The sequence below is a fragment of the Shewanella electrodiphila genome (genome assembly GCF_023283985.1).
In the GTDB taxonomy this organism is placed as follows: domain Bacteria; phylum Pseudomonadota; class Gammaproteobacteria; order Enterobacterales; family Shewanellaceae; genus Shewanella; species Shewanella electrodiphila.
This window is the reverse complement of the sequence record NZ_JAKIKU010000001.1, coordinates 754,097-774,063: the sequence shown is the minus strand read 5'-3', so window position 1 is coordinate 774,063 and position 19,967 is coordinate 754,097. Positions and strand designations below refer to the sequence as shown.

Here is a 19,967-nt window from a genome sequence, read left to right as displayed (position 1 = left end):
CGCCTCCCAAAGCTTGCGACACCTGCAACATTGAGTAATTAATCCTCTTAAAGGTAAATCTGTGTGAATATTAAATGTTGAGCTAGCGCCGCTTAATCCCAGATAATACCGCTTACCCTCCTAAATCGACCTATTAGTCAGTTTACGCTTTTTTATTGTCTTCAGCGCGATAAAGTCGCACCATTGAAAATGGGAGATATTTAAAATGACTTGGTTTTTACTTTGTGTAGGCTTGCTAATTGGCGGCTACTTTATTTACGGTGCTTTTGTTGAAAAGGTATTTGGGGTTAATGCCCAAAGACAAACCCCAGCATTCACTAAAACTGACGGCGTGGATTACGTGCCAATGTCTAAAGGTAAGGTGTACTTAATCCAGCTCTTGAATATTGCAGGTGTCGGCCCTATCTTCGGTCCAATTTTAGGTGCCCTTTATGGCCCTGCTGCCATGTTATGGATTGTATTTGGGTGTATTTTTGCAGGTGCCGTCCACGATTATTTTTCTGGCATGTTATCGGTAAGAAATAACGGTCAATCAGTGCCTAACCTTGCTGGCAAATACTTAGGTAAACCTGCTAAACACTTTATGAATGTGTTTGCCATAGTCTTACTATTGTTAGTTGGTGTGGTATTCATTTCAGCCCCAGCAGGCTTATTAAGTAAGCTAACTGGCTACGACATGGCAATTTTTGTTGGCATCATCTTCAGCTATTATCTTATCGCAACATTGGTTCCTGTAGATAAAATCATCGGCCGCCTATACCCATTTTTTGGCGCGCTACTGATGTTCATGTCAGTTGGCTTAACCTTAGCGATTATTGTATCAAGTGAGCACACTTTATTGCCTGGCTTTGAAGCTAAGGACTTCTTAACTAACTTGAATCCAAATGACATGCCATTATGGCCTGCCTTATTTATTACCATTGCATGTGGTGCGGTATCGGGTTTCCATGCAACACAATCACCACTTATGGCACGTTGTGTTGAAAATGAGTCAAATGGTCGCTTTGTATTTTTTGGCGCTATGATTGGTGAAGGTGTTATCGCCCTAATTTGGTGTGCTATCGCATTATCATTCTTTGGTGGCATCGAAGGCCTTAACGCAGGTATGGACGGCAACCCAGCTAATGTGGTTTATGCTGCTTCAAACGGTTTATTAGGTGCTGTAGGTGGTTTCTTAGCTATCTTAGGTGTGATTGTTTTACCGATTACATCTGGTGACACAGCATTTCGTTCTGCACGATTAATCTTGTCAGAGTTTTTCAAGATGCCGCAAACTCAAATATCTAAACGCTTACTATTAGCGATTCCATTATTCGCTATTGGCGCAATATTGACTCAAGTTGATTTCGGTATTATCTGGCGCTATTTCGGCGTAGCCAACCAAACAACGGCTGTATTAATGTTATGGACGGCATCAGCTTATTTGCTACGTCATAATAAACTGCACTGGATTTGTACCCTACCAGCGATGTTTATGACCTGTGTTGTGATTAGCTTTTTACTCAGCTCGCCAACTTTAGGTGCAGGACTAAACATGACGGTATCAACCATCGCAGGTCTGGTTTCTACTCTAGTTATTACCGCTTTGATTATGGTTAAAACTAAGGGTAAAGCAGTCGAAGATGAAGCTGAGTTAAATGTTGAATTAGCCAATAAAGCCTCTACTGAAGCTTAATCACTGGCATTGGTTGTATTTCAAAATAAAACAATGTAGATAGAGCAAATAAATCAGAATATCCAAAGGCCGATAACCCTGTTATCGGCTTTTTTATGGGCCTTTTTATGGGCAGAACAGCCTACTTTTAATCTCTCATCAAAAGGAAACTCAATGGAATACTTAATTCCGTCCTTTAGATTTCAGCTTTTCTGATAACATTTGTTATAATAACCGCAAATTAGTTAATCAAGCCTGAGTAATGACACAAGCAAACAACCCGCTACATGGTATAAAACTTGAAACCATCGTTAATGATCTCGTCGATAAGTATGGCTGGGAAGAGTTAGGTAGCCGTATTAATATTCGCTGTTTTAACGATAACCCTAGCGTTAAGTCGAGCTTAAAGTTTTTACGTAAAACCGAGTGGGCGAGAGACAAGGTCGAATACTTGTGGCTTAAAATGAATAAACTTCCCTTGCCTGCACCAAAGCCTTATGTTGAAAAAGAGCAAGAACCTTCAACGAGCAACGCAAAGTCAGGTCACAGTAATAAAAGCACTGAAGGCGTCAACGCGAGTATTTGGGGAAAGTAAGCTTTAAAATTAAAGCTAAACAAAACAGGCATGAATATTCATGCCTTTTTTATTGATAAAATTTGATTCAACATCTTAGCAATGCATACTCGATAATCAATGTTATAACCATCAGGGTTAATTACATTGGAAACTCAAATATCAAACGCCACACTTGCAGTTCACCATCAGTTTGATAACTCACCCCAAATCTATCGGTACTGAACCAGCCCCAACCTAATGGCTTGGATAAAGCTAAGGTTGCACCCACTTCATAAGTACTCGAAGTATGAATATCATCTTCTAACGGTGTAATAAACTTAAGCTTGTTAAAGTACCAACGCCCAGCCACAAACAATCTAGGTTCAATAGTATAATCACCCCAATCCCACTGCTGTCCAACACCGAAATCAATGCCAGATTGCAGTACTGAATAGCTTTCTGAGCTGTCGTTTATACTGCTTTTATAACCTGCGTAGTAAACTCGATTAACCCAAATGGGTGTATATTTAGGTTGCGCTAACCCGTATAACGCAGATATACCCGTAGAGACAATTCCCACGTTACTACTATTAGAAAAATTGTGACCGTAGCCTAAATCTAAATAGCTTTGAAAAGTCAGTTGTTCATCATAAAGCCATTTGTATTCAATTCCAGGTGTGATGGTCATAGTGCCAACATTATCTGGGATATCGCCTTCTGGTAAGTCACTAAACGAGTAATCAAAGAAACCTAATGAAATGGGTAATCTTAAGGTGAGAATATGATCGTCTGACTCTTCAATATCAAAAGCAAAGGGAATATTAACTACAGCAGCATTCTGCCCAGAGGTGCGATATATACCGCTGCCAATGTAATTTGCAAAAGCATAATGAGAGAGATCGGGATTTTTCGACTCACCAGCATAGCTTTGAGACGGGGTAAAAAAACTAACAAAAAGCGCTGCAAGAATAGTTGCAACGCTTTTAGGATGAATAAAGCGACACGCTTTCAATGTTGATAACCCATATGTTTTAAGCAACTCTTATCATGTCTCTAATAAGCGACGAAAGAGGTCTAGGCTAAAGCATCAACCGTTATTTATCTTCTTCGATAAAATGATGTTCTGTCATCATATGACCTAACTGGGTTGATTTAGTTTTTAAATAATCTTCATTATAACGGTTTTTACCCACTTGCAAAGGCACTCTTTCAGCAACTTCAATGCCCATCGATTGCATCGCTTTGACTTTACGTGGATTATTCGTCATAAGCTTAACCTTGCTTACGCTAATTTGCGCTAACATAGGCTCGACCATATCGTACTTACGCATGTCAGCTTCAAAGCCTAAACGCTCATTCGCTTCAACCGTGTTAGCACCTTGGTCTTGTAACTCATAAGCACGGATTTTGTTAAGTAACCCAATACCACGTCCTTCTTGACGTAGGTAAAGAATAAACCCTTGACCATTTTCAGCGATATTTTGCATTGCTGTTTGCAGTTGGAAACCACAATCGCAACGTAAACTAAATAAGGCATCACCAGTTAGACATTCTGAATGAATTCGGCCTAACATAGGCTCGGTGGCATTAAGCTCACCATAAGTTAACGCCACATGCTCTTTGCCAGTTTCTGTATCTTCAAAACCATGCATAGCAAATACGCCCCAAGGCGTAGGTAACTTAGAAGTGGCGATATATTTAATCGACATGGATAAACCTTTAAGACAACGCTCAATCCTTGAGACTTTTCATCCTTGAACTGACTTTTATGTCATGACTATTTCGAATACTGGACTAGAATTTTGCTGGAGCAAATCCTGTGACAACAGTGATATTCATTTCGCGGCCCATAGCAGTCATTGGGTGAACAACTACAAGTCCTTTTACTGATTTTTTAAGCTTGCCCATATCAGCTTGTTCAGCTTTAGTCAGTGCACGGTTGAATTTTAAGCCTTTAACTTCTTGGCCTTGCTTATTCAATTGACGTGATTGCTGATTTTTCAAGCTCGCAATACGTTTAGTGACTGTGGCAATTTCTTTCTTAAACTGCATGATAATAACTTTGTCTTCACGCGCTTCTGCGGCAGCAAGCTTACGACGAAACTTCTCTGCTTTATCATTTAATGCTTGCAGTTCTTCTTTTAAATTCATTTCTTTACCTTAAATTCTTTCATGTTATCGATAGCAATGAGTTGTTTTGATATCGAACAACACTTTTTCGAACGCAAATTATATACCTAAAGGGGTTAAATTAGCTAACTTGAAAACTTGTTACAGCGCATAAATTTATCATTTCATCACTGCTATGGGAGTTTCGTTGTCTGATGGCTATAAATTGAACTTTGATTACTATACTGTTTTTATAACATTCAAGTTGAAGCGAGGCTAAACAACAACGTAATTATTGGCGAGGACAACTCTGATTGTTCGTGTCGCAGTTATTGAAGTTGTTAAATAAGAGCATTATAAATGAGTTTTAAAAGCTCGCTCATGACAATTAACAAGCCAATACCAAAAGTTAACCAACAGCAATAAGCGAACTCATGTCATGGATAACTTGGTTTGAACTACCCCGCCATTTAAGGCTTGGATCAGCTAAATCTTGTTCAAATTTTCCATCAACCAATACGTCAACATACGACAATATTTGTTGTTGCTTAAGTGACATCTCATCCAGTTTATAACCACTCCAAAGCCAAATATCTTTATCAGGGCATTCAGCTTTAACTCGTTTAACCAAAGACAAGATAGCGGTTAAGTTTGCAGGGAATAATGGGTCGCCGCCTGACAAAGATAATCCACGACGTTTGATTCTCGTGTCATTTAAATCAGCAATGATTTGATCTTCCATTGGCTTATCCACTTTATGACCTGAACGCGGATCCCAAGTCGATTGGTTATAACAACCACGACATTGATGTTCGCAACCCGATACAAACAAAGTGCAGCGCGTTCCGGGACCGTTTATCACATCGACTGGATAATACTGATGAAAATTCATAACACTTACCTTTCAAATAAATAAGGCGCTAATCAGCGCCTTATTTGATTCTATGTTAACTCAATGACGCGACTAGATATGCTTAACGCGGCGCTTCACTTCTTCTTGCTTACCATAGTTAAACGGTCTTGCATCAGGACTACCTAAATAACCACATACACGACGTGTTACAGATACACGGCTTGGTTCATGGTTGCCACATTTAGGACACACAAACCCTTTACTAGTACAATTAAACTCGCCTACAAAACCACAGTCATAACACTCATCAATCGGTGTGTTAGTGCCGTAATATGGCACACGGCTATAGCTGTAATCCCAAACGTTCTCTAATGCTTCAATGTTGTGTTGCATGTTAGGGAACTCACCGTAACAAATAAAGCCACCGTTAGTGATTTCTGGGTACGGTAATTCAAAATCAATTTTATCGTATGGGTTAACTTTCTTTTCTACATCTAAATGGAAGCTATTGGTGTAATAACCTTTATCAGTCACACCTTCAACCACACCAAACTGTTTTGCATCTAACTGACAGAAACGGCTACACAAGTTCTCACTTGGTGTACTGTATAAGCTAAAGCCATAACCTGTTTCAGCTTTCCATGATTCTGTAGCACGCTTCATCACATTGATAATTTCAACAGCTTTAGTGCGTAAAAGCTCACTGTCGAATACATGCTCTTCTGTGCCATATAATGCATTAATCGTTTCATGAAGACCGATGTAGCCTAATGAAATAGACGCACGGCCATTTTTGAAAATTTCAGAAATATCATCATCCGCTTTTAAGCGAACACCACAAGCACCTTCCATATAAAGAATTGGCGCAACCCGTGCTTTAACTCCAACAAGACGAGCAATGCGGGTATCTAATGCTTTACGAGCCAATATCATTCTTTCATCAAGTAAGGCGAAGAATGCTTTTTCATCGCCTTTAGCTTCTATGGCAATTCTTGGTAGGTTAAGACTAACCACACCTAAGTTGTTACGGCCTTCATGGATAAGCTCGCCATTTTCTTCGTAAGTGCCTAAGAAAGAACGACAACCCATAGGAGTTTTGAATGATCCCGTAACACGCTCTACTTGTTCATAGTTAAGAATGTCCGGATACATGCGCATTGTTGCGCATTCTAAAGCCAGCTTCTTCACATCGTAATTACTATCAGTCGCTTTATGGTTAACACCATCACGAATAGCGAACACAAGCTTAGGGAATACAGCGGTTTTACGGTTTTTACCTAAACCTGCCATACGCACAGTAAGAATCGACTTTTGAATTAAACGTGATTCCCAGCTTGTGCCTAAACCAAAGCCAAAAGTTACGAATGGCGTTTGACCATTTGCAGTATGCAATGTGTTCACTTCATACTCTAAAGACTGGAATGCGTCATGACATTCTTTCTCAGTTTGCGCCATGGCAAAAGCTTCAACATCGCTTACGCCCCACTCTTTACCTATCACTAATTGTTTTTGGTAACTTTTTTGCACAAACTCAGCTAACACTTCGTCAATGCGGTTAATCGTGGTGCCGCCATAGATGTGGCTAGCCACTTGAGCAATAATTTGCGCTGTCACAGCGGTCGCTGTTGAAATAGATTTTGGTGTATCAATCTCAGCATTACCCATTTTAAAGCCATGGGTCATCATGCCCGCTAAATCAATCAGCATGCAGTTAAACATTGGGAAGAAAGGTGCGTAATCTAAATCATGGTAATGCAGTTGGCCTGATTCATGAGCAGCCACAATATCTTTTGGTAATAGGTGCGATTTAGCATAATGCTTAGCTACAATACCGGCTAATAAGTCACGTTGTGTTGGAATCACTTTTGCGTCTTTATTGGCGTTTTCATTTAGAATAGAGCTGTCGCTTTGTTCAACTAAGCCACGAATTTCGCAGTTAAGTTTACTTTTTGCTTCACGACAAATATCGCGATCATGGCGATACTCAATATAATGACGAGCCACTTCTTTGTGAGGCCCTTCCATTAATAAGTTTTCTACCAGACCTTGTAGGTGGTGAATGTCAACTTCTTGCTTGTCGGAGACTTGATCTCTAATCACACAAGCAACAGTTTCAGCGTAATCACTATCAGCACTACCTGTAGCAGTTTCCATCGCAGCAACAATGGCATCCTTAATTCTAGACTCATCAAATAAAGTCCGACAACCGTCCCTTTTAATTACTACAGGCATTACTTTCACTCCATTTATGCACAGGATATAAACACTATATATCCACAACAAAAAACCAATAAACACTAGATATGGTGTATTAAGCAATAATGGAGACTAGAAATCTATGATCTAGATCATATTTAACTGACGAGGTGAGAAATGAAAAATATTACTGCCAAGCTCTGCACTGTTTAGACAGACAAAGCTTGACCATACAATTGAAAACCGTTATCGGCCTAATGCAGAGTTGATTAAATGCGCAGTTTGACGAACAGATTGTCTGCCAGCTTCTATCGCTTCAGCTGCACGGTGAAACTCCATCGTACCGATATCTGCTAACTGTGGCACTAAACACACATCGGGGGGATCGCCCATTAACCGTGCGCGTTTATGGCGTTGTTCTAAAATGTCCATTGATTGAGACATCACAGCAATCATCCCAGGGTGTGATTTAGTCGACATAGAAAACTTTTCAGACAAACCTGCGATGTACTCTTTACCCTTACCTAAAATATCCATAAAAGCGGACTCTGGTTCAGCGCCTTCTTGCTGCTGCTTTTCTAGTGCAGTCGGAGCCCGGCTTTTCATCTGCTGTGGCAACATGTGCATGCTATTACGGCGGTGACCATTTAAATCAACGGCAATCACCACATCAACATCCATTGCACGGCACATTGATACAGGAACAGGATTCACTACAGCACCATCAACTAACCAGCGATCTTGTAATTGCACTGGCGGTAAAAAGCCTGGCATTGAACAAGAAGCTCTGACAGCGTGGCGTAAATCACCTTCTTTAAACCAAATTTCTTGACCTGAATATAAATCAGTCGCTACCGCCGAAAAAGGTTTTTTCAATTGCTCAATACTTAGCTCACCAATACGACCAGCCAAAACATCAAACACCTTTTCACCACTAATTAAACCGCCTTTGCGCCAGCTTAAATCCATTAGACCAAGTACATCCCAGCTTGAAAAACCTCGAACCCAACCTTCTAACTCATCGAGATGATCATTGGCGTACGCAGCACCGACCAATGCCCCTACTGAACAACCGGCCACTTTATCTGGATGCACACCCATTTCAGCAAGTTCTTTTAATACCCCAATGTGGGCCCAACCTTTAGCCGCACCACTGCCTAACGCTACACCAATTCGTAATTGTTTAGTGTTAGGCGGATCCTTGGGTACATCTGACATGTTTGTTTACATCCTTAAAAATACATTGAAATTAAAATGCTAATACTCAGCATAACTGAGGCTTAAGCTGTTGGCTATCTCAGGCTTACACGTTATAATATCTGGCTATCATTTTTTAGGGGATTTACCTTTGTTATTTACCGATTTTTCTTTAGACAAACGCTTACTTGAAAGTCTAAAGCATATGGGCATTTCTGAGCCAACTGAAATTCAGCAGCAAGCCCTGCCGATTGCCCTAGCGGGTAAAGATTTAATGGCATCTTCAAAAACCGGTTCAGGTAAAACCCTGGCATTTTTATTACCTGCTTTGCAGCGCGTAATATCAACAAAGGCCTTATCTAAAAAAGATCCGCGTGTGCTCATTTTACTGCCGACTCGAGAACTTGCCCAACAAGTTTATGGTCAACTGCGTTTATTGGTGGCAAACACCCAATATAAAGCAGTGAGCATTTTAGGCGGCGAAAACTTTAACGATCAAGCAAAGTCATTATCTCGTGACCCACATTTTATTGTGGCAACGCCTGGTCGTATTGCGGATCATCTAGCACAACGTCACCTGTACCTTAATGGACTAGAATTGCTAATTCTTGATGAAGCCGATCGCATGCTTGATTTAGGTTTTGCGCCGCAATTAAAAGCCATCAATGAAGCTGCCGATCACAAACGCAGACAAACACTGATGTTTTCAGCAACGCTTGATCACGATCATATCAATGATATCGCGGCAACCTTATTGAAAACACCAAGTCATGTCGCTATTGGTGCATCACATAACGAACATAAAGACATTAACCAGCGCGTATTCTTAGTTGATCACTTAGATCATAAACAAGCGCTACTACAACATGTGTTGAAAAATGAACAACACAAGCAGGTGATAATTTTCACTGCGACCCGCTCTGATACCGATAGATTAGCTAAACTGCTTGCAGAAGAAGGCTTAGAAACGGCGGCATTAAGTGGTGACTTAAATCAATCTGCCCGTAATCAGATTATGGATAAGTTCAGCCGTGGCCAACAAAAGATTTTGGTAACCACTGACGTTGCATCGCGCGGGTTAGATTTATTAAACGTGTCATTAGTGATTAACTTTGACATGCCAAAATTTGCCGAAGAGTATGTTCACCGTATTGGCCGAACTGGCCGAGCTGGCGCTAAAGGTGATGCGATCTCATTAGTTGGCCCTAAAGACTGGGAAAGCTTTAAAAAGATCCAAGTATTCTTACGTAAGAATTTTGACTTCTCGACCATTGAAGGTCTACAAGGCAAATTCAAAGGCTTAAAAGACAAGCCAAAAGCTGGCAGTAACAATGCGAAAACTGCCGATGTTAAAGCATCTAACAAAAAGCGCAGCACAGCGAATAAACCTAAAACAGCACCCAAACGCGATAAGCGTTTTATTACAGGTGTTGATATTGGTGACGCGCCAATGCGACGTAAGGCAAAGCCAGCCAAAATTTTAGAAAACGATAACTCAATTGTTCAAGATGATGAACAAGAGCTTGGCGAAGATTAAACCCATTTAAGCCTAATGAAGCATATGCTCTGTTAGGCAAAACAAACTAGTTCAAAAGTAAGGTGAAACATGAAAATTTGTGGCGTGGAATTAAAAGGTGGCGAAGCCATCATTAGCTTATTAACTTACGAAGTTGAAACATTCAATGTACCTGAATGTCGTCAAATCTCTTTCAGCATTTCTAAATCTGCTGAAACAGAATCTATTCGTGAGTTTCACTTTGCTTTCCACAAGTTAATGGAAGACTACAAAGTTGACGAAATCGTCATCATTGAACGTGAACAAAAAGGTAAATTTGCAGGTTCTGCTACCAGCTTTAAATTAGAATCAGCGATTCAAATCACTGAATTACCAGTAAGCATTATTAGCCCTGTTATTATTAAAGAAGAGTTAAAACGTAACCCGCCTCAAGCGGATTTAGAAACTCTTGGTCTTAAGCGCGTGCAAATGGCTGCATTTGATGCTGCATACGCACAGCAAAACCGTCGTATGTACGGTAAAGTTTAAGTCAAATACCGACTTAAGCTTACGTAAACAATAAGCCTATCGATTTCCTTAATCATCAATTTGATGAAAACATTAAGATGAATTGGTAGGCTTAGTTTTATCCGCTAATTAACCATATTCCATTGGGCAAACTAACAAGCTATGAGCTCAAAAAAAGCACCCAAAAATCTAGCAGACAAACCCGCTCGTAAAGCGCCGCCTAAAATGGCTGTAAAAAACAGCTCGGCTAAAGTTGCAGCCGCAAAAGATACCTTAGCAGGCCTTGTAACCAGTAAAGATGTGCAAGCAAAACAAAAACAGCAAGCCCAGTTAAAATACCTTAATGGTTATTCAGCCAGCACCATTGAACAAGTTAAACGTCATATTGAAAATGACACCCTCGAAAACCTGCTACTAAGTCGATATCCAACTATCCATGACATACGTACCGATAAAGCCTTATATGACTATGCCATGGAGTTTAAACAGCAATTTTTAAAGCAGTCTGACCCTATATCGAAAGTCATTTTTGATGAAAAAATCAGTTTAAGTCATCAAGCTTTGGGACTTCACACCTATGCTAATCGCGTTCAAGGTAATAAGGTCAAAGCCAAAAACGAGATTAGAATATCTTCTAGACTGCGCCATGTACCCGAACCATTATTAAGAATGGTTGTTGTGCATGAACTGGCTCACCTTAAAGAAAAAGACCATAACAAAGCTTTTTATCAACTGTGCAAATATATGACTGCTGATTATCATCAGCTCGAACTCGATTTACGCTTATTGCTCACATGTATTGAATTGGGTAAGTCGCCATATTAGTCTGAATGAATCATAAAGTATTGGAGCCTTATCATGTACGTAGCAACCTATAGAGGCGAAGGGCGTAGAACCAAACATTATAAATCAGAAAAAGCAGCTTTAAAGTCTATTCGCAATTGGCTAAAAGATAATCTAGATAAAGGTTACTCTGTAGGATAAATGGGGCCAGACATTCCTCCTACTGAATACAATGACTGGGAACTGATCCCATTTGAAGAGCCAAAAGCTGCTTCCTTCTACTCTAGTAAAGAATGGAGCAATCTAAAGGCTGAAGCATTTGAAAAGTATGGAAACAAGTGTGCATGTTGTGGGCGTAGTCCATTACATAATGTCATCATGCATGTTGATCATATTAAACCACGCTCAAAATACCCAGCACTCGCTTTAGACATTAACAACCTTCAAATCCTTTGCGATATTTGTAATATCGGTAAACCCGATAAGTTCGAAACACAATGGCGTGAATAAAAAACTCGTATAAACAAAAAAGCCACGTTTTAACAACGTGGCCTTGTTCAATATAATGGCTGACTAACCTAAATCCATCATCATTTGTTTACTACTGACTAATTGTTTGAATTCTGCCATTTGCTTCTTAGGCAATACCGAAGCCTCCACTATGCTAACTTTCATTGGGTTCGCTGGGCGGCCGTTTACATGGAATTCATAGTGTAAATGCGGGCCTGTAACTCGGCCTGTATTACCGGTTAAGCCAATCACTTGACCACGCTTAACTCGCTGACCTTTTCGCACTAAAAACTTTGATAAATGCAAATAACGGGTTCTGATATTGTTATCGTGTTCAATAACAATATATTTCCCTGCAAAGCGATGGTTAGTGATCATCGACACTACACCATCACCAGGTGCCACAACACGAGTACCAATTGGTGTCGCAAAGTCAGTGCCGTTATGGGGTGATACTCGACCTGTTACAGGGTGCTTACGATGAGGGTTAAAATGCGACGATAAGCGGAACTGACGTTCTAACGGAATACGTTGGAATGCACTGGCTAAGCCTTGGCCACGATCATCATAATAATTGCCATCAACATTTTGAAATGCATTGACGTTATTTCTACGGGAATTAATCCTAACGGCTTGTAGTTGCGAGATCCCAGTTGACTCACCTTCAATATATTGATCATTCATCAATACGTTAAAGGTGTCACCGGCACGTAAATCGCGAGAAAAATCTAATTTGCTCGAAAGTAGCGTTTCAATGGTTTGAATATTTGCCGCACTAAGGCCTGCTCGTTGCGCAGATAAATAGAATGAACCATTAATCTCACCGCTAATAATACGGTTTTGCCAAATGCCTTCGATATTAATTTCTTCAACGCCATAACTACCATCATCAAAGCGAGTAAAAATGACCTGATAAGCGGGGTTAAAGTACAATTCAAGTTTAGTGAGATTTTGTCGTTCGTCCTGGAAGAACTGAATTCTGTTACCCAAAGACAATGTATCTAATGCAAGCACGTTCAAATCGGCTTCAAGCACTTTATACATGGTTTGCTGACCAATACCCGCTAACTCGAATAAATGACCTAAGGTATCGCCATTTTGAATCACACGTTCAAAGTTAGGTTTTATAGGTTCTACAATTTCAAATGTTGAAGCACTCGTCCCATTGGGTAAAAAGGACTCAATGTCCAATGCCACTGGGATGCGCTGCGATGAAAACTCTTGCGGCGTTGGCCATAGCAAAGCCGCAGCAACAACAAATACGCTGGCAAGTAATAATTTTCGATGTAATACAGGTAAGTTAGGCACTTTATTCAAGCGCGCCTGTAACTGACCCCTTTTAGCTGAAAGCAATCTGGGTACCGCCATAAATACGTAAAAAAGTAATACCTTTTAGCTAAGTCGAGTCAACAATAAGATGACCTAAAGAATGCGTACTTAAGCACTAGAAGATATAGTAACGACCCGTTATACCAAATAAATAGCCTAAAAAAAATATAATCTATCATTTAAACTGCATAAATTTGAACTCAGTATAAACCGATTGGACACTCTAGCGGCACTCGATAACTGAACGTAATCAGCTTGAGTTAACTCTGTTATCAAGATTTAACGGCCTATTATATATTGAATTTTCAAATGGCTAAGAGCGAGTAAAATATATATTCACCTGCAATTGCTTTGCTATTAAGTCCTGTTTATTTTGGTTTTAAAAGAGCGAAACCGTCCAATGCTCTGCCCCCTAAAATTTAAACTCTAAACTCTAAACTCTAAACTCTAAACTCTAAACTCTAAACTCTAAACTCTAAACTCTAAACTCTAAAACAAATTAAACATTAACAGTCTTTTTTAAAGGTATTGGGGTGATTATCGAATTAGCAGCTTTCAATGCAGTAACCCCCAGTTAAACAAAAAGTACTCTCGACATACAAGGGCGGGAAGTTCCACACTGAACCGCCCTTCTAAGCTGCAAATTTGCTTTTACTCAGCAGCAGTCTCAACTTTGTATTCAGTTTGTAAACGGCTCACCCCAAGCCCGTTCATTTTATTCACTTTGATTTGCACGCTTATCCGCTCTTTCATCGCTTCAATATGACTAATGACGCCAATCATTTTACCTGATGCATTTAAGTTATCTAGCGCATCTAACGCAGTGTCTAATGTTTGGCTATCTAAGGTGCCAAATCCTTCATCTAAGAATAATGAATCAATACTGGTTTTATGACTGACTAAATCCGATAGTGCCAGTGCTAAAGCCAAACTCACCAAAAAGCTTTCACCGCCTGATAAAGTCCGCGTGTCGCGCACAGCATCGCCTTGCCAGGTATCTAAAACTTGTAACTCAAGCGCTTCCGATTGTTTTCTTTCCAGCAAATAACGACCTTGAAGCCTATCTAACTGACGATTAGCGAGGGTCACTAAATGATCTAATGTCAGTCCTTGAGCGAATTTTCGGAATTTATCGCCTTTTTGCGAGCCAATCAGCGAATGCAAATAAGCGATGTCATCATAATCTTGTTTTGCTTGATTGAGCTGCTCAACCAGCTGTTGCTGACCTTGACGTTTACTTTCATCTTCTTTAAGCAAATGCGCAATTTGCCATAGCTGTTGTTTAACTTCCGCCAATGCCGTTTCAGCTTGTTTGCTCAATTCACTGACTTCTGTAATTACCTGTTCACTAAGACTTGCAATTGTTTGCTCAGTTAACTTCTCCGAGTCGTTTTGGCTAAAGCCGAGTTCCTTAGCTTGGATAATCAATTGCGCCAGTTGTGTTTTCGCTTGTTCAACTAAGGTGCTGGCTTTAACCATGCTTTGATCTAATTGCTGCTTGAGTTGCTTAAGTGCTTCTCGTTGCTCGCTTGGCATCACAGCTTGTTCAAACTCAGCTTGGCTGGTAAATGGACTGGTTAATAACGCCTGTTCAAATGCGCTACCAGCCTCGTTTAACTCAATGGTTAATCGCTGAACTTGTTGCTCATTGGCTTGACGCTGCGCAACTAACTTGTCCAGTTGCTGCTGCATATTGACTCGAATATCATTTGCTTGGCTTAACCTAAGTTCAGCTTGCTGCAGTGACTGGTGACTGGCTTGTTTCTCTTGAGGACATTGTTTGTCGGCAAATAGCGCAAAACGCTGCTTGCTGGTGTTGTTCTGCTCAGCTGTCAGTTGTTCAAGCTGAGAGTCAAGGACACTGTTTTTAGCAGTCATGTCTTGATGCTGGGTCATTAACGCTGCAATCTTTTGTGAGCATAACTGATGCTCTTGCTCTAATACTCCTTGCTGCTCAAACGCTTTTTGCCATTGGGTAATTTGAATGTCTAATTCAACCAACCACGACTCAAATAGGCTAATTTCAGGCATGGTTATGCCTGCTTGAGAGACACTGGTTTGGCTATCACCCAATAAGTCAGCAATCTGCTGCTGAGCTTCAGTCTGATGTTGTTTAAGCTCTTGTAATTTTTGCATCTGAGTTTGCGATTGCTGCTTCGTTAACATCAGTTGACTTTGCAGCTGCTCAGCATGAGCCTGTGCTTGCTGGTATTGCTCATTACATTGCTGGTGCGAAGTAGATTGCTGCCTAATAGTTGCAAGTTGCTGGTGTAATTGCTGTTGCTGCTGCGTTGCTTGTCGAATAAATTCAGCTAGCGATAGCGCATCAATCTCGCTCTCATTTGATGCTAAATGCCCAATCAACAATTGCTCAGTAATCTGTTGATACTCTGATAAATATTGAGTAATTTGATGTTGGTTTTTTTCTTGCTGTGCTGTTAATAATTCAACTTGATGTTGGCGCTGTTTCTTTTCAAGGCTTAACTGCTCACCTTGAGTTTTAATCAGTTGCAATGCGTCAGACTCGCTTTGAAAACGCACTTCGGTGTCACTCACATCAATGGCTTGATAATGGTCAACTAAAGGGTGCTCTTTAGCGCCGCATAAAGCACAAGGTTCACCCTGGATCAATTTAGCCCGCTCAGCGGTTAAGTTTACAATTTGCTGTTCTTGTTTAAGTAACGATTGTAAATCTTTAACCTGTTGGTTCTTTGATTGCCATTCCGTGCGCACTTGGTGAAGCTGCTGGTCAATTTGCCCTAGCTGCTCAGACAATTGCTGTGCCTGTTTTAGCTCATTATTCAGTTCTTGCTGACTTTCAAGATGCAGTTGTTGCAATTGCTGTAATCGGCTGCGAGAAACCTGCTGATCAATTAATTGTTGATACTGAGCCTGCAGTTGCCCTTCTGTGCTGCCAGCAAGTAATTGGGCAAGTTGATGCTCGCTAGCATTTAGCGCAGTTAATTTATGCTGTACTTCAACTTGCTGCGATTCAACGTTTTTCTGGTACTGCTCAAGCTGCTCTGTATGCTGTATACCTTGCACCGATTGAGCTTCGATTGCCTTGACCAGCTCAGCATCTTTTTGGCTTAACCTAGCATAGTTGCTTGCTTGTTGTTTCCACACGGCAATATGACTTTGGATCAACTGGCCTTGTGGGAAACGTTCAATTAACTGCTGGTTGGTTAACTTAGCTTGATTATTTTCAGTTAACTGTTGATTGAGTTGATGCTGCTCACGCTCTACTTGTTGTAATTGCGTTTGCTGTTGCTGCTTGGATTTTTGCAGCTCGGACAATTGAAAATTTAACTTTTCTATTTGCTTATCTAAAGGTTCAACCTGCTGCTCAACTAACTCGATTAATTGTTGATGACTTTGCTTAAGTTGTAAATTCTCTTGTTGTTTATTCTCATGCTCAATAACAGCATCATTAAATGTCACTTGCGCATCTTGCCCAGCTTGTTTTAGCTCTTCTTGTTGCTCATCAAGTTGGCTTTTTTGTTCATTTAACTTATTAAGCGAAGTGAATAAAGGCGTAATGATCTGCGCAGGCTCGCTGGCATTTAATTTTGCTAATGCTGGGGCTTGTGCTGAAATATCAGCTTCAGCTGCCGCTAACGTTTGCTGGCTATCAGTAAGCTGCTGGCTAGTTTTAACGCATTGCTGCGCCCAAGTTAAGTGCTGCTGAAATTGTTGCGTTTTAGCTTGCAATTGCGTCTCTTGCTGCTCTAATTGTAATGCTTCAGCACGCTTATCTACTATCGCTTCGTCCGTTAGCAGCTCAACACTGTCTGTTTTGGCCTCTAACAGTTTTAATGCTTGCTTGGCTTCACTAAAATTCAGATGGACTTGCTCTGAGATCAAGCCATAAATTTCTGTACCTGTTAGTTCTTCGAGTAACTCAGCGCGATCATTGGCATCGGCATTTAAAAAAGCCGCGAATTGCCCTTGAGATAGCATCATTGATTTAGTAAAACGCGCAAAGTCTAGGCCAGTAACGGCTTCGGTTAACTCGGTTTTTTGTTTCACTTGGCTGGCGAGTATTTTGCCTGAATCAAGTTCGGCAAGCTCTACTTGCGCATCTTGCAAATTGCCATCAATTTGACCCCGTGAGCGACGTTGGCTCCAAAAAGCGCGATAGCCTTTACCTTTTACTTCAAACTCAACTTCAGCCAAACAATCACTGGTACCACGAGTCATTAACTCATTAGTGGTTTTCGAGATAACCTTTAATCGCGGCGTTCGATGATATAGGGCTAAACAAATGGCATCTAATATGGTGGTTTTACCTGATCCTGTCGGGCCAGTAATCGCGAATAAACCATTTTCTTTAAACGGCGATTGGGTGAAATCGATTTTCCATTCATTTTTTAACGAGTTGATGTTTTTAAAACGTAAGCTGAGGATTTTCATGCTTTAGCCTCCTCAGTTGTACTTGTTTCAACTTGGGCACCTTGCTCAACAACCTGTTCAACGACTTGATTGAATTGCAGTTTGATCCTTTCTAGCCTTTGTTGCTGTGCGAGCTCTGAAAAATCCTCTTGGGCTAAACGCCGCTCAAACACATCATTCACAGAAAGCTCTGATAAAGTTTCATTATCAAGCTGCGCTATTTGTTGCTGACGTTGACTGCGAGCACGCTTAAGTTGCAACACCTCAACCGCTAAAGGTTCTGTGATATCAGCAATACGACTCTGTAAATCACTCAAAAAGTCTTGCTGTGCAACTTCAATACTCAGCCAAGTCGTTTCTGGCTCGGCATCAGTCGATTTCACTGTAAATTCAGCCAAGCTTGCCTCAATATCAATTAAACTGCCTTTTAAGCTTGCCATAGCCTGAAATCGAGGCACGTCAATAGCGTTTACTTCAGCTAATTTATCTTGCTTAAATTCAACCAGAAAGACACTTTTTTGCCCAGTCAATTCATCAAAGCTTAATGGGATCGGTGAACCGCTATAACGAATGTGCTCAGTCTTAGCGATTTTTTGTGGCCTGTGAATATGACCTAAGGCAATGTAGTCCGCTGCGGGAAACAGAGATGCATTAAATGCATCAAGACTGCCGATGTAAATATCCCTGACAGATTCACTGGTGCTAGCTCCAACCGTGGTTAAGTGCCCTGTAGCAATAATAGGTAATGGCTTATCCTGTTGCTGATTAAGCAGTTGTGCACGCTCAAAACATTGTTCATACAAAGAGGCGATTTCATTACCCAGCTTGCGTTGTTTATCAGTACTAGACTCACCAGATTGACTTAGCACCAAATCCCTAGGGCGCAAATATGGCAATGCGCAGATAATGGCACAAGGTTGTTGATGTTTATCCTTTATCACTAATACATGCTCATCAACATTGTTGAGTGCCCCTGGAATAACAGTGGCATTAAGACATGCAAGCAATTGCTTGGACTCACCTAAGGTGGCTACAGAATCATGGTTTCCGCCCAATACGATGAGCTGACAACCTGTCTGTTGAATATCGACAATAAATTGATTGTAAAGGCTACGAGCATAACTTGGCGGCGTTCCAGTATCGAAAATATCACCCGCAACAATTAACGCATCAACATCATGTAATTTGATCTGCTCAAGCAACCACTGCATGAATAATTGATGTTCGTTGGCACGGCTTTTTCCGTAAAAATTCTGCCCTAAATGCCAATCTGATGTATGAATAATGCGCATAGCAACCTATAAAACTGAATGTGGTAGTTAACCTCAGCACAAATGAGCTGAGTTAATGTATTTGGACAACGCCAACCATACTAATTTACCGTAATCGTTAACCGTATTAGTTAACCGTATTGGGCCCATAATAATTTAAAGCTCATTAAAAACGACATTGTTACAACAAGAGGCTTAATAATCTTCACGCCTTTCGACATCACTAAACGTGAACCTAACGTTGCGCCAATGGCTTGGCCAACCAGCATAATCAAACCTAAAACAATGAAGACTTGCCCGCCAATCAGAAAGAAAATCAATGACGATATGTTAGTGGCAAAATTCAGGATTTTTGCATGGGCCGTTGCTTTAGCAAGCCCGTATCCTGCTAGTGATACAAATGCCAAAGCAAAAAAACTGCCTGTACCTGGGCCAAAGAAACCATCATAAAAACCTACCCCAAGCGCTGCGGTAAAAGCAAACATGGTAGGGGTTAATACTTGTTGTTTATCTTCTTCAGATATCTTTTTTGAAAATAAAAAGTAACAACCAATCGCTAATATCAGAAATGGCAAAACCAGCTGTAAAATACTGACATCAATCATTTGTACTATGATGGTGCCCACTGCAGCGCCAACGAATGCGCAAATGATAGATAGCTTTGCCTGTTTTAGATTAATCATCCCTTTGCGAATAAAATATAAACTGGCAAAAAAGCTGCCACCACAAGCTTGAAGCTTATTGGTTCCTAATGCTGCAGCTGGGGGCAATCCAGCCCACATCAATGCTGGGATGGTCAAAAGACCTCCACCACCAGCTATGGCATCAATAAAACCTGCAAGAATGGCAACAAAAAATAATATGATGGCGAGTTGTAGGGTCAGTTCGAACATGAGGTGTGTCTTTAATTATTATTTATAGGCCATTAGACCTGCTTTACATATAAATTTCAAAAGCTATCTAAAACAAATGTGTTTTTGTGTTTTGAAAGCTCAAACTTGTATAAAACCTTTAACGTTTATGCTGTTAAATTGTTCTTTTTCGATGAAAAAGATAATAAAAAAGGCAACCTAAGTTGCCTTTCTTGCTATCCG

At 40.5% G+C, this 19,967-nt stretch carries 16 protein-coding genes; 6 read left to right on the top strand and 10 right to left on the bottom strand.

From position 1 onward, the window contains the following. Nucleotides 1-205 precede the first annotated feature (205 nt). On the top strand, nt 206-1,675 hold the full coding sequence (locus L2737_RS03310) for a carbon starvation CstA family protein (protein WP_248954771.1): 1,470 nt from the start codon (nt 206-208) through the stop codon (nt 1,673-1,675). A gap of 241 nt (nt 1,676-1,916) precedes the next feature. Continuing rightward, complete coding sequence (locus tag L2737_RS03305; protein WP_248954770.1) at nt 1,917-2,249, top strand: VF530 family protein; 333 nt, start codon at nt 1,917-1,919, stop codon at nt 2,247-2,249. Nucleotides 2,250-2,370: 121 nt separating this feature from the next. On the opposite strand, the gene L2737_RS03300 is transcribed toward L2737_RS03305, so the two are convergent. The 6 genes from L2737_RS03300 to rssA all read right to left on the bottom strand — a co-directional run bounded on the left by L2737_RS03300 (nt 2,371) and on the right by rssA (nt 8,586). After that, nucleotides 2,371-3,222 (bottom strand): hypothetical protein, encoded by an 852-nt coding sequence (locus L2737_RS03300; RefSeq protein WP_248954769.1) that lies wholly within the window; start codon nt 3,220-3,222, stop codon nt 2,371-2,373. An 82-nt stretch (nt 3,223-3,304) separates the two neighbouring features. Next, complete coding sequence (gene ribA / locus L2737_RS03295) at nt 3,305-3,919, bottom strand: GTP cyclohydrolase II (RefSeq protein WP_102526349.1); 615 nt, start codon at nt 3,917-3,919, stop codon at nt 3,305-3,307. Nucleotides 3,920-4,004: 85 nt separating this feature from the next. Next, entirely contained in the window at nt 4,005-4,361 is a 357-nt protein-coding gene (locus L2737_RS03290; protein ID WP_248954768.1) for a YibL family ribosome-associated protein, read from the bottom strand. A 367-nt stretch (nt 4,362-4,728) separates the two neighbouring features. Further along, on the bottom strand, nt 4,729-5,211 hold the full coding sequence (gene nrdG, locus L2737_RS03285; protein ID WP_248954767.1) for an anaerobic ribonucleoside-triphosphate reductase-activating protein: 483 nt from the start codon (nt 5,209-5,211) through the stop codon (nt 4,729-4,731). 72 nt (nt 5,212-5,283) lie between these two features. Next, nucleotides 5,284-7,404: an anaerobic ribonucleoside-triphosphate reductase gene (nrdD, locus tag L2737_RS03280; protein ID WP_102526346.1), complete on the bottom strand. Its 2,121-nt coding sequence runs from the start codon at nt 7,402-7,404 to the stop codon at nt 5,284-5,286. 210 nt (nt 7,405-7,614) lie between these two features. Further along, nucleotides 7,615-8,586, bottom strand: coding sequence for a patatin-like phospholipase RssA (gene rssA / locus L2737_RS03275; protein WP_102526345.1), 972 nt, complete (start codon nt 8,584-8,586; stop codon nt 7,615-7,617). A gap of 130 nt (nt 8,587-8,716) precedes the next feature. On the opposite strand from rssA, the gene L2737_RS03270 reads away from it, so the two are divergent. The 4 genes from L2737_RS03270 (at nt 8,717) to L2737_RS03255 (ending at nt 11,881) form a co-directional block, all read left to right on the top strand. Then, complete coding sequence (locus L2737_RS03270) at nt 8,717-10,102, top strand: DEAD/DEAH box helicase (protein WP_102526344.1); 1,386 nt, start codon at nt 8,717-8,719, stop codon at nt 10,100-10,102. Nucleotides 10,103-10,171: 69 nt separating this feature from the next. Beyond that, nucleotides 10,172-10,609, top strand: a complete 438-nt coding sequence (locus L2737_RS03265) for a DUF3010 family protein (RefSeq protein ID WP_102526343.1) — start codon at nt 10,172-10,174, stop codon at nt 10,607-10,609. Between the two features lie 204 nt (nt 10,610-10,813). Beyond that, on the top strand, nt 10,814-11,413 hold the full coding sequence (locus L2737_RS03260) for a M48 metallopeptidase family protein (protein ID WP_248954822.1): 600 nt from the start codon (nt 10,814-10,816) through the stop codon (nt 11,411-11,413). 159 nt (nt 11,414-11,572) lie between these two features. Next, nucleotides 11,573-11,881: an HNH endonuclease gene (locus L2737_RS03255; RefSeq protein ID WP_248954766.1), complete on the top strand. Its 309-nt coding sequence runs from the start codon at nt 11,573-11,575 to the stop codon at nt 11,879-11,881. Nucleotides 11,882-11,944: 63 nt separating this feature from the next. On the opposite strand, the gene L2737_RS03250 is transcribed toward L2737_RS03255, so the two are convergent. The 4 genes from L2737_RS03250 to L2737_RS03235 all read right to left on the bottom strand — a co-directional run bounded on the left by L2737_RS03250 (nt 11,945) and on the right by L2737_RS03235 (nt 19,766). Beyond that, nucleotides 11,945-13,249, bottom strand: a complete 1,305-nt coding sequence (locus L2737_RS03250) for a peptidoglycan DD-metalloendopeptidase family protein (RefSeq protein WP_248954765.1) — start codon at nt 13,247-13,249, stop codon at nt 11,945-11,947. Nucleotides 13,250-13,861: 612 nt separating this feature from the next. After that, entirely contained in the window at nt 13,862-17,623 is a 3,762-nt protein-coding gene (locus L2737_RS03245) for an AAA family ATPase (RefSeq protein WP_248954764.1), read from the bottom strand. Beyond that, nucleotides 17,620-18,894 carry an exonuclease subunit SbcD gene (sbcD, locus tag L2737_RS03240; RefSeq protein ID WP_248954763.1) on the bottom strand — a complete coding sequence of 425 codons (1,275 nt, stop codon included), beginning with the start codon at nt 18,892-18,894 and terminating at the stop codon, nt 17,620-17,622. Before sbcD ends, L2737_RS03245 begins: the two co-directional genes overlap by 4 nt. Nucleotides 18,895-19,004: 110 nt before the next feature. Further along, a complete protein-coding gene (locus tag L2737_RS03235) occupies nt 19,005-19,766 on the bottom strand; it encodes a TSUP family transporter (RefSeq protein WP_102526338.1) in 762 nt (253 codons plus the stop codon). Nucleotides 19,767-19,967 lie beyond the last annotated feature (201 nt).

Excerpts from the sequence above, each read along its gene's own strand:
- L2737_RS03255 (WP_248954766.1), top strand. The coding sequence starts at position 11,573 with ATGGGGCCAGACATTCCTCCTACTGAATACAATGACTGGGAACTGATC.
- L2737_RS03305 (WP_248954770.1), top strand. The coding sequence starts at position 1,917 with ATGACACAAGCAAACAACCCGCTACATGGTATAAAACTTGAAACCATC.
- L2737_RS03260 (WP_248954822.1), top strand. The coding sequence starts at position 10,814 with ATGGCTGTAAAAAACAGCTCGGCTAAAGTTGCAGCCGCAAAAGATACC.
- nrdG (WP_248954767.1), bottom strand. The coding sequence starts at position 5,211 with ATGAATTTTCATCAGTATTATCCAGTCGATGTGATAAACGGTCCCGGA.
- L2737_RS03290 (WP_248954768.1), bottom strand. The coding sequence starts at position 4,361 with ATGAATTTAAAAGAAGAACTGCAAGCATTAAATGATAAAGCAGAGAAG.
- L2737_RS03310 (WP_248954771.1), top strand. The coding sequence starts at position 206 with ATGACTTGGTTTTTACTTTGTGTAGGCTTGCTAATTGGCGGCTACTTT.
- L2737_RS03250 (WP_248954765.1), bottom strand. The coding sequence starts at position 13,249 with ATGGCGGTACCCAGATTGCTTTCAGCTAAAAGGGGTCAGTTACAGGCG.
- rssA (WP_102526345.1), bottom strand. The coding sequence starts at position 8,586 with ATGTCAGATGTACCCAAGGATCCGCCTAACACTAAACAATTACGAATT.
- L2737_RS03265 (WP_102526343.1), top strand. The coding sequence starts at position 10,172 with ATGAAAATTTGTGGCGTGGAATTAAAAGGTGGCGAAGCCATCATTAGC.
- nrdD (WP_102526346.1), bottom strand. The coding sequence starts at position 7,404 with ATGCCTGTAGTAATTAAAAGGGACGGTTGTCGGACTTTATTTGATGAG.
- L2737_RS03235 (WP_102526338.1), bottom strand. The coding sequence starts at position 19,766 with ATGTTCGAACTGACCCTACAACTCGCCATCATATTATTTTTTGTTGCC.
- sbcD (WP_248954763.1), bottom strand. The coding sequence starts at position 18,894 with ATGCGCATTATTCATACATCAGATTGGCATTTAGGGCAGAATTTTTAC.
- ribA (WP_102526349.1), bottom strand. The coding sequence starts at position 3,919 with ATGTCGATTAAATATATCGCCACTTCTAAGTTACCTACGCCTTGGGGC.
- L2737_RS03245 (WP_248954764.1), bottom strand. The coding sequence starts at position 17,623 with ATGAAAATCCTCAGCTTACGTTTTAAAAACATCAACTCGTTAAAAAAT.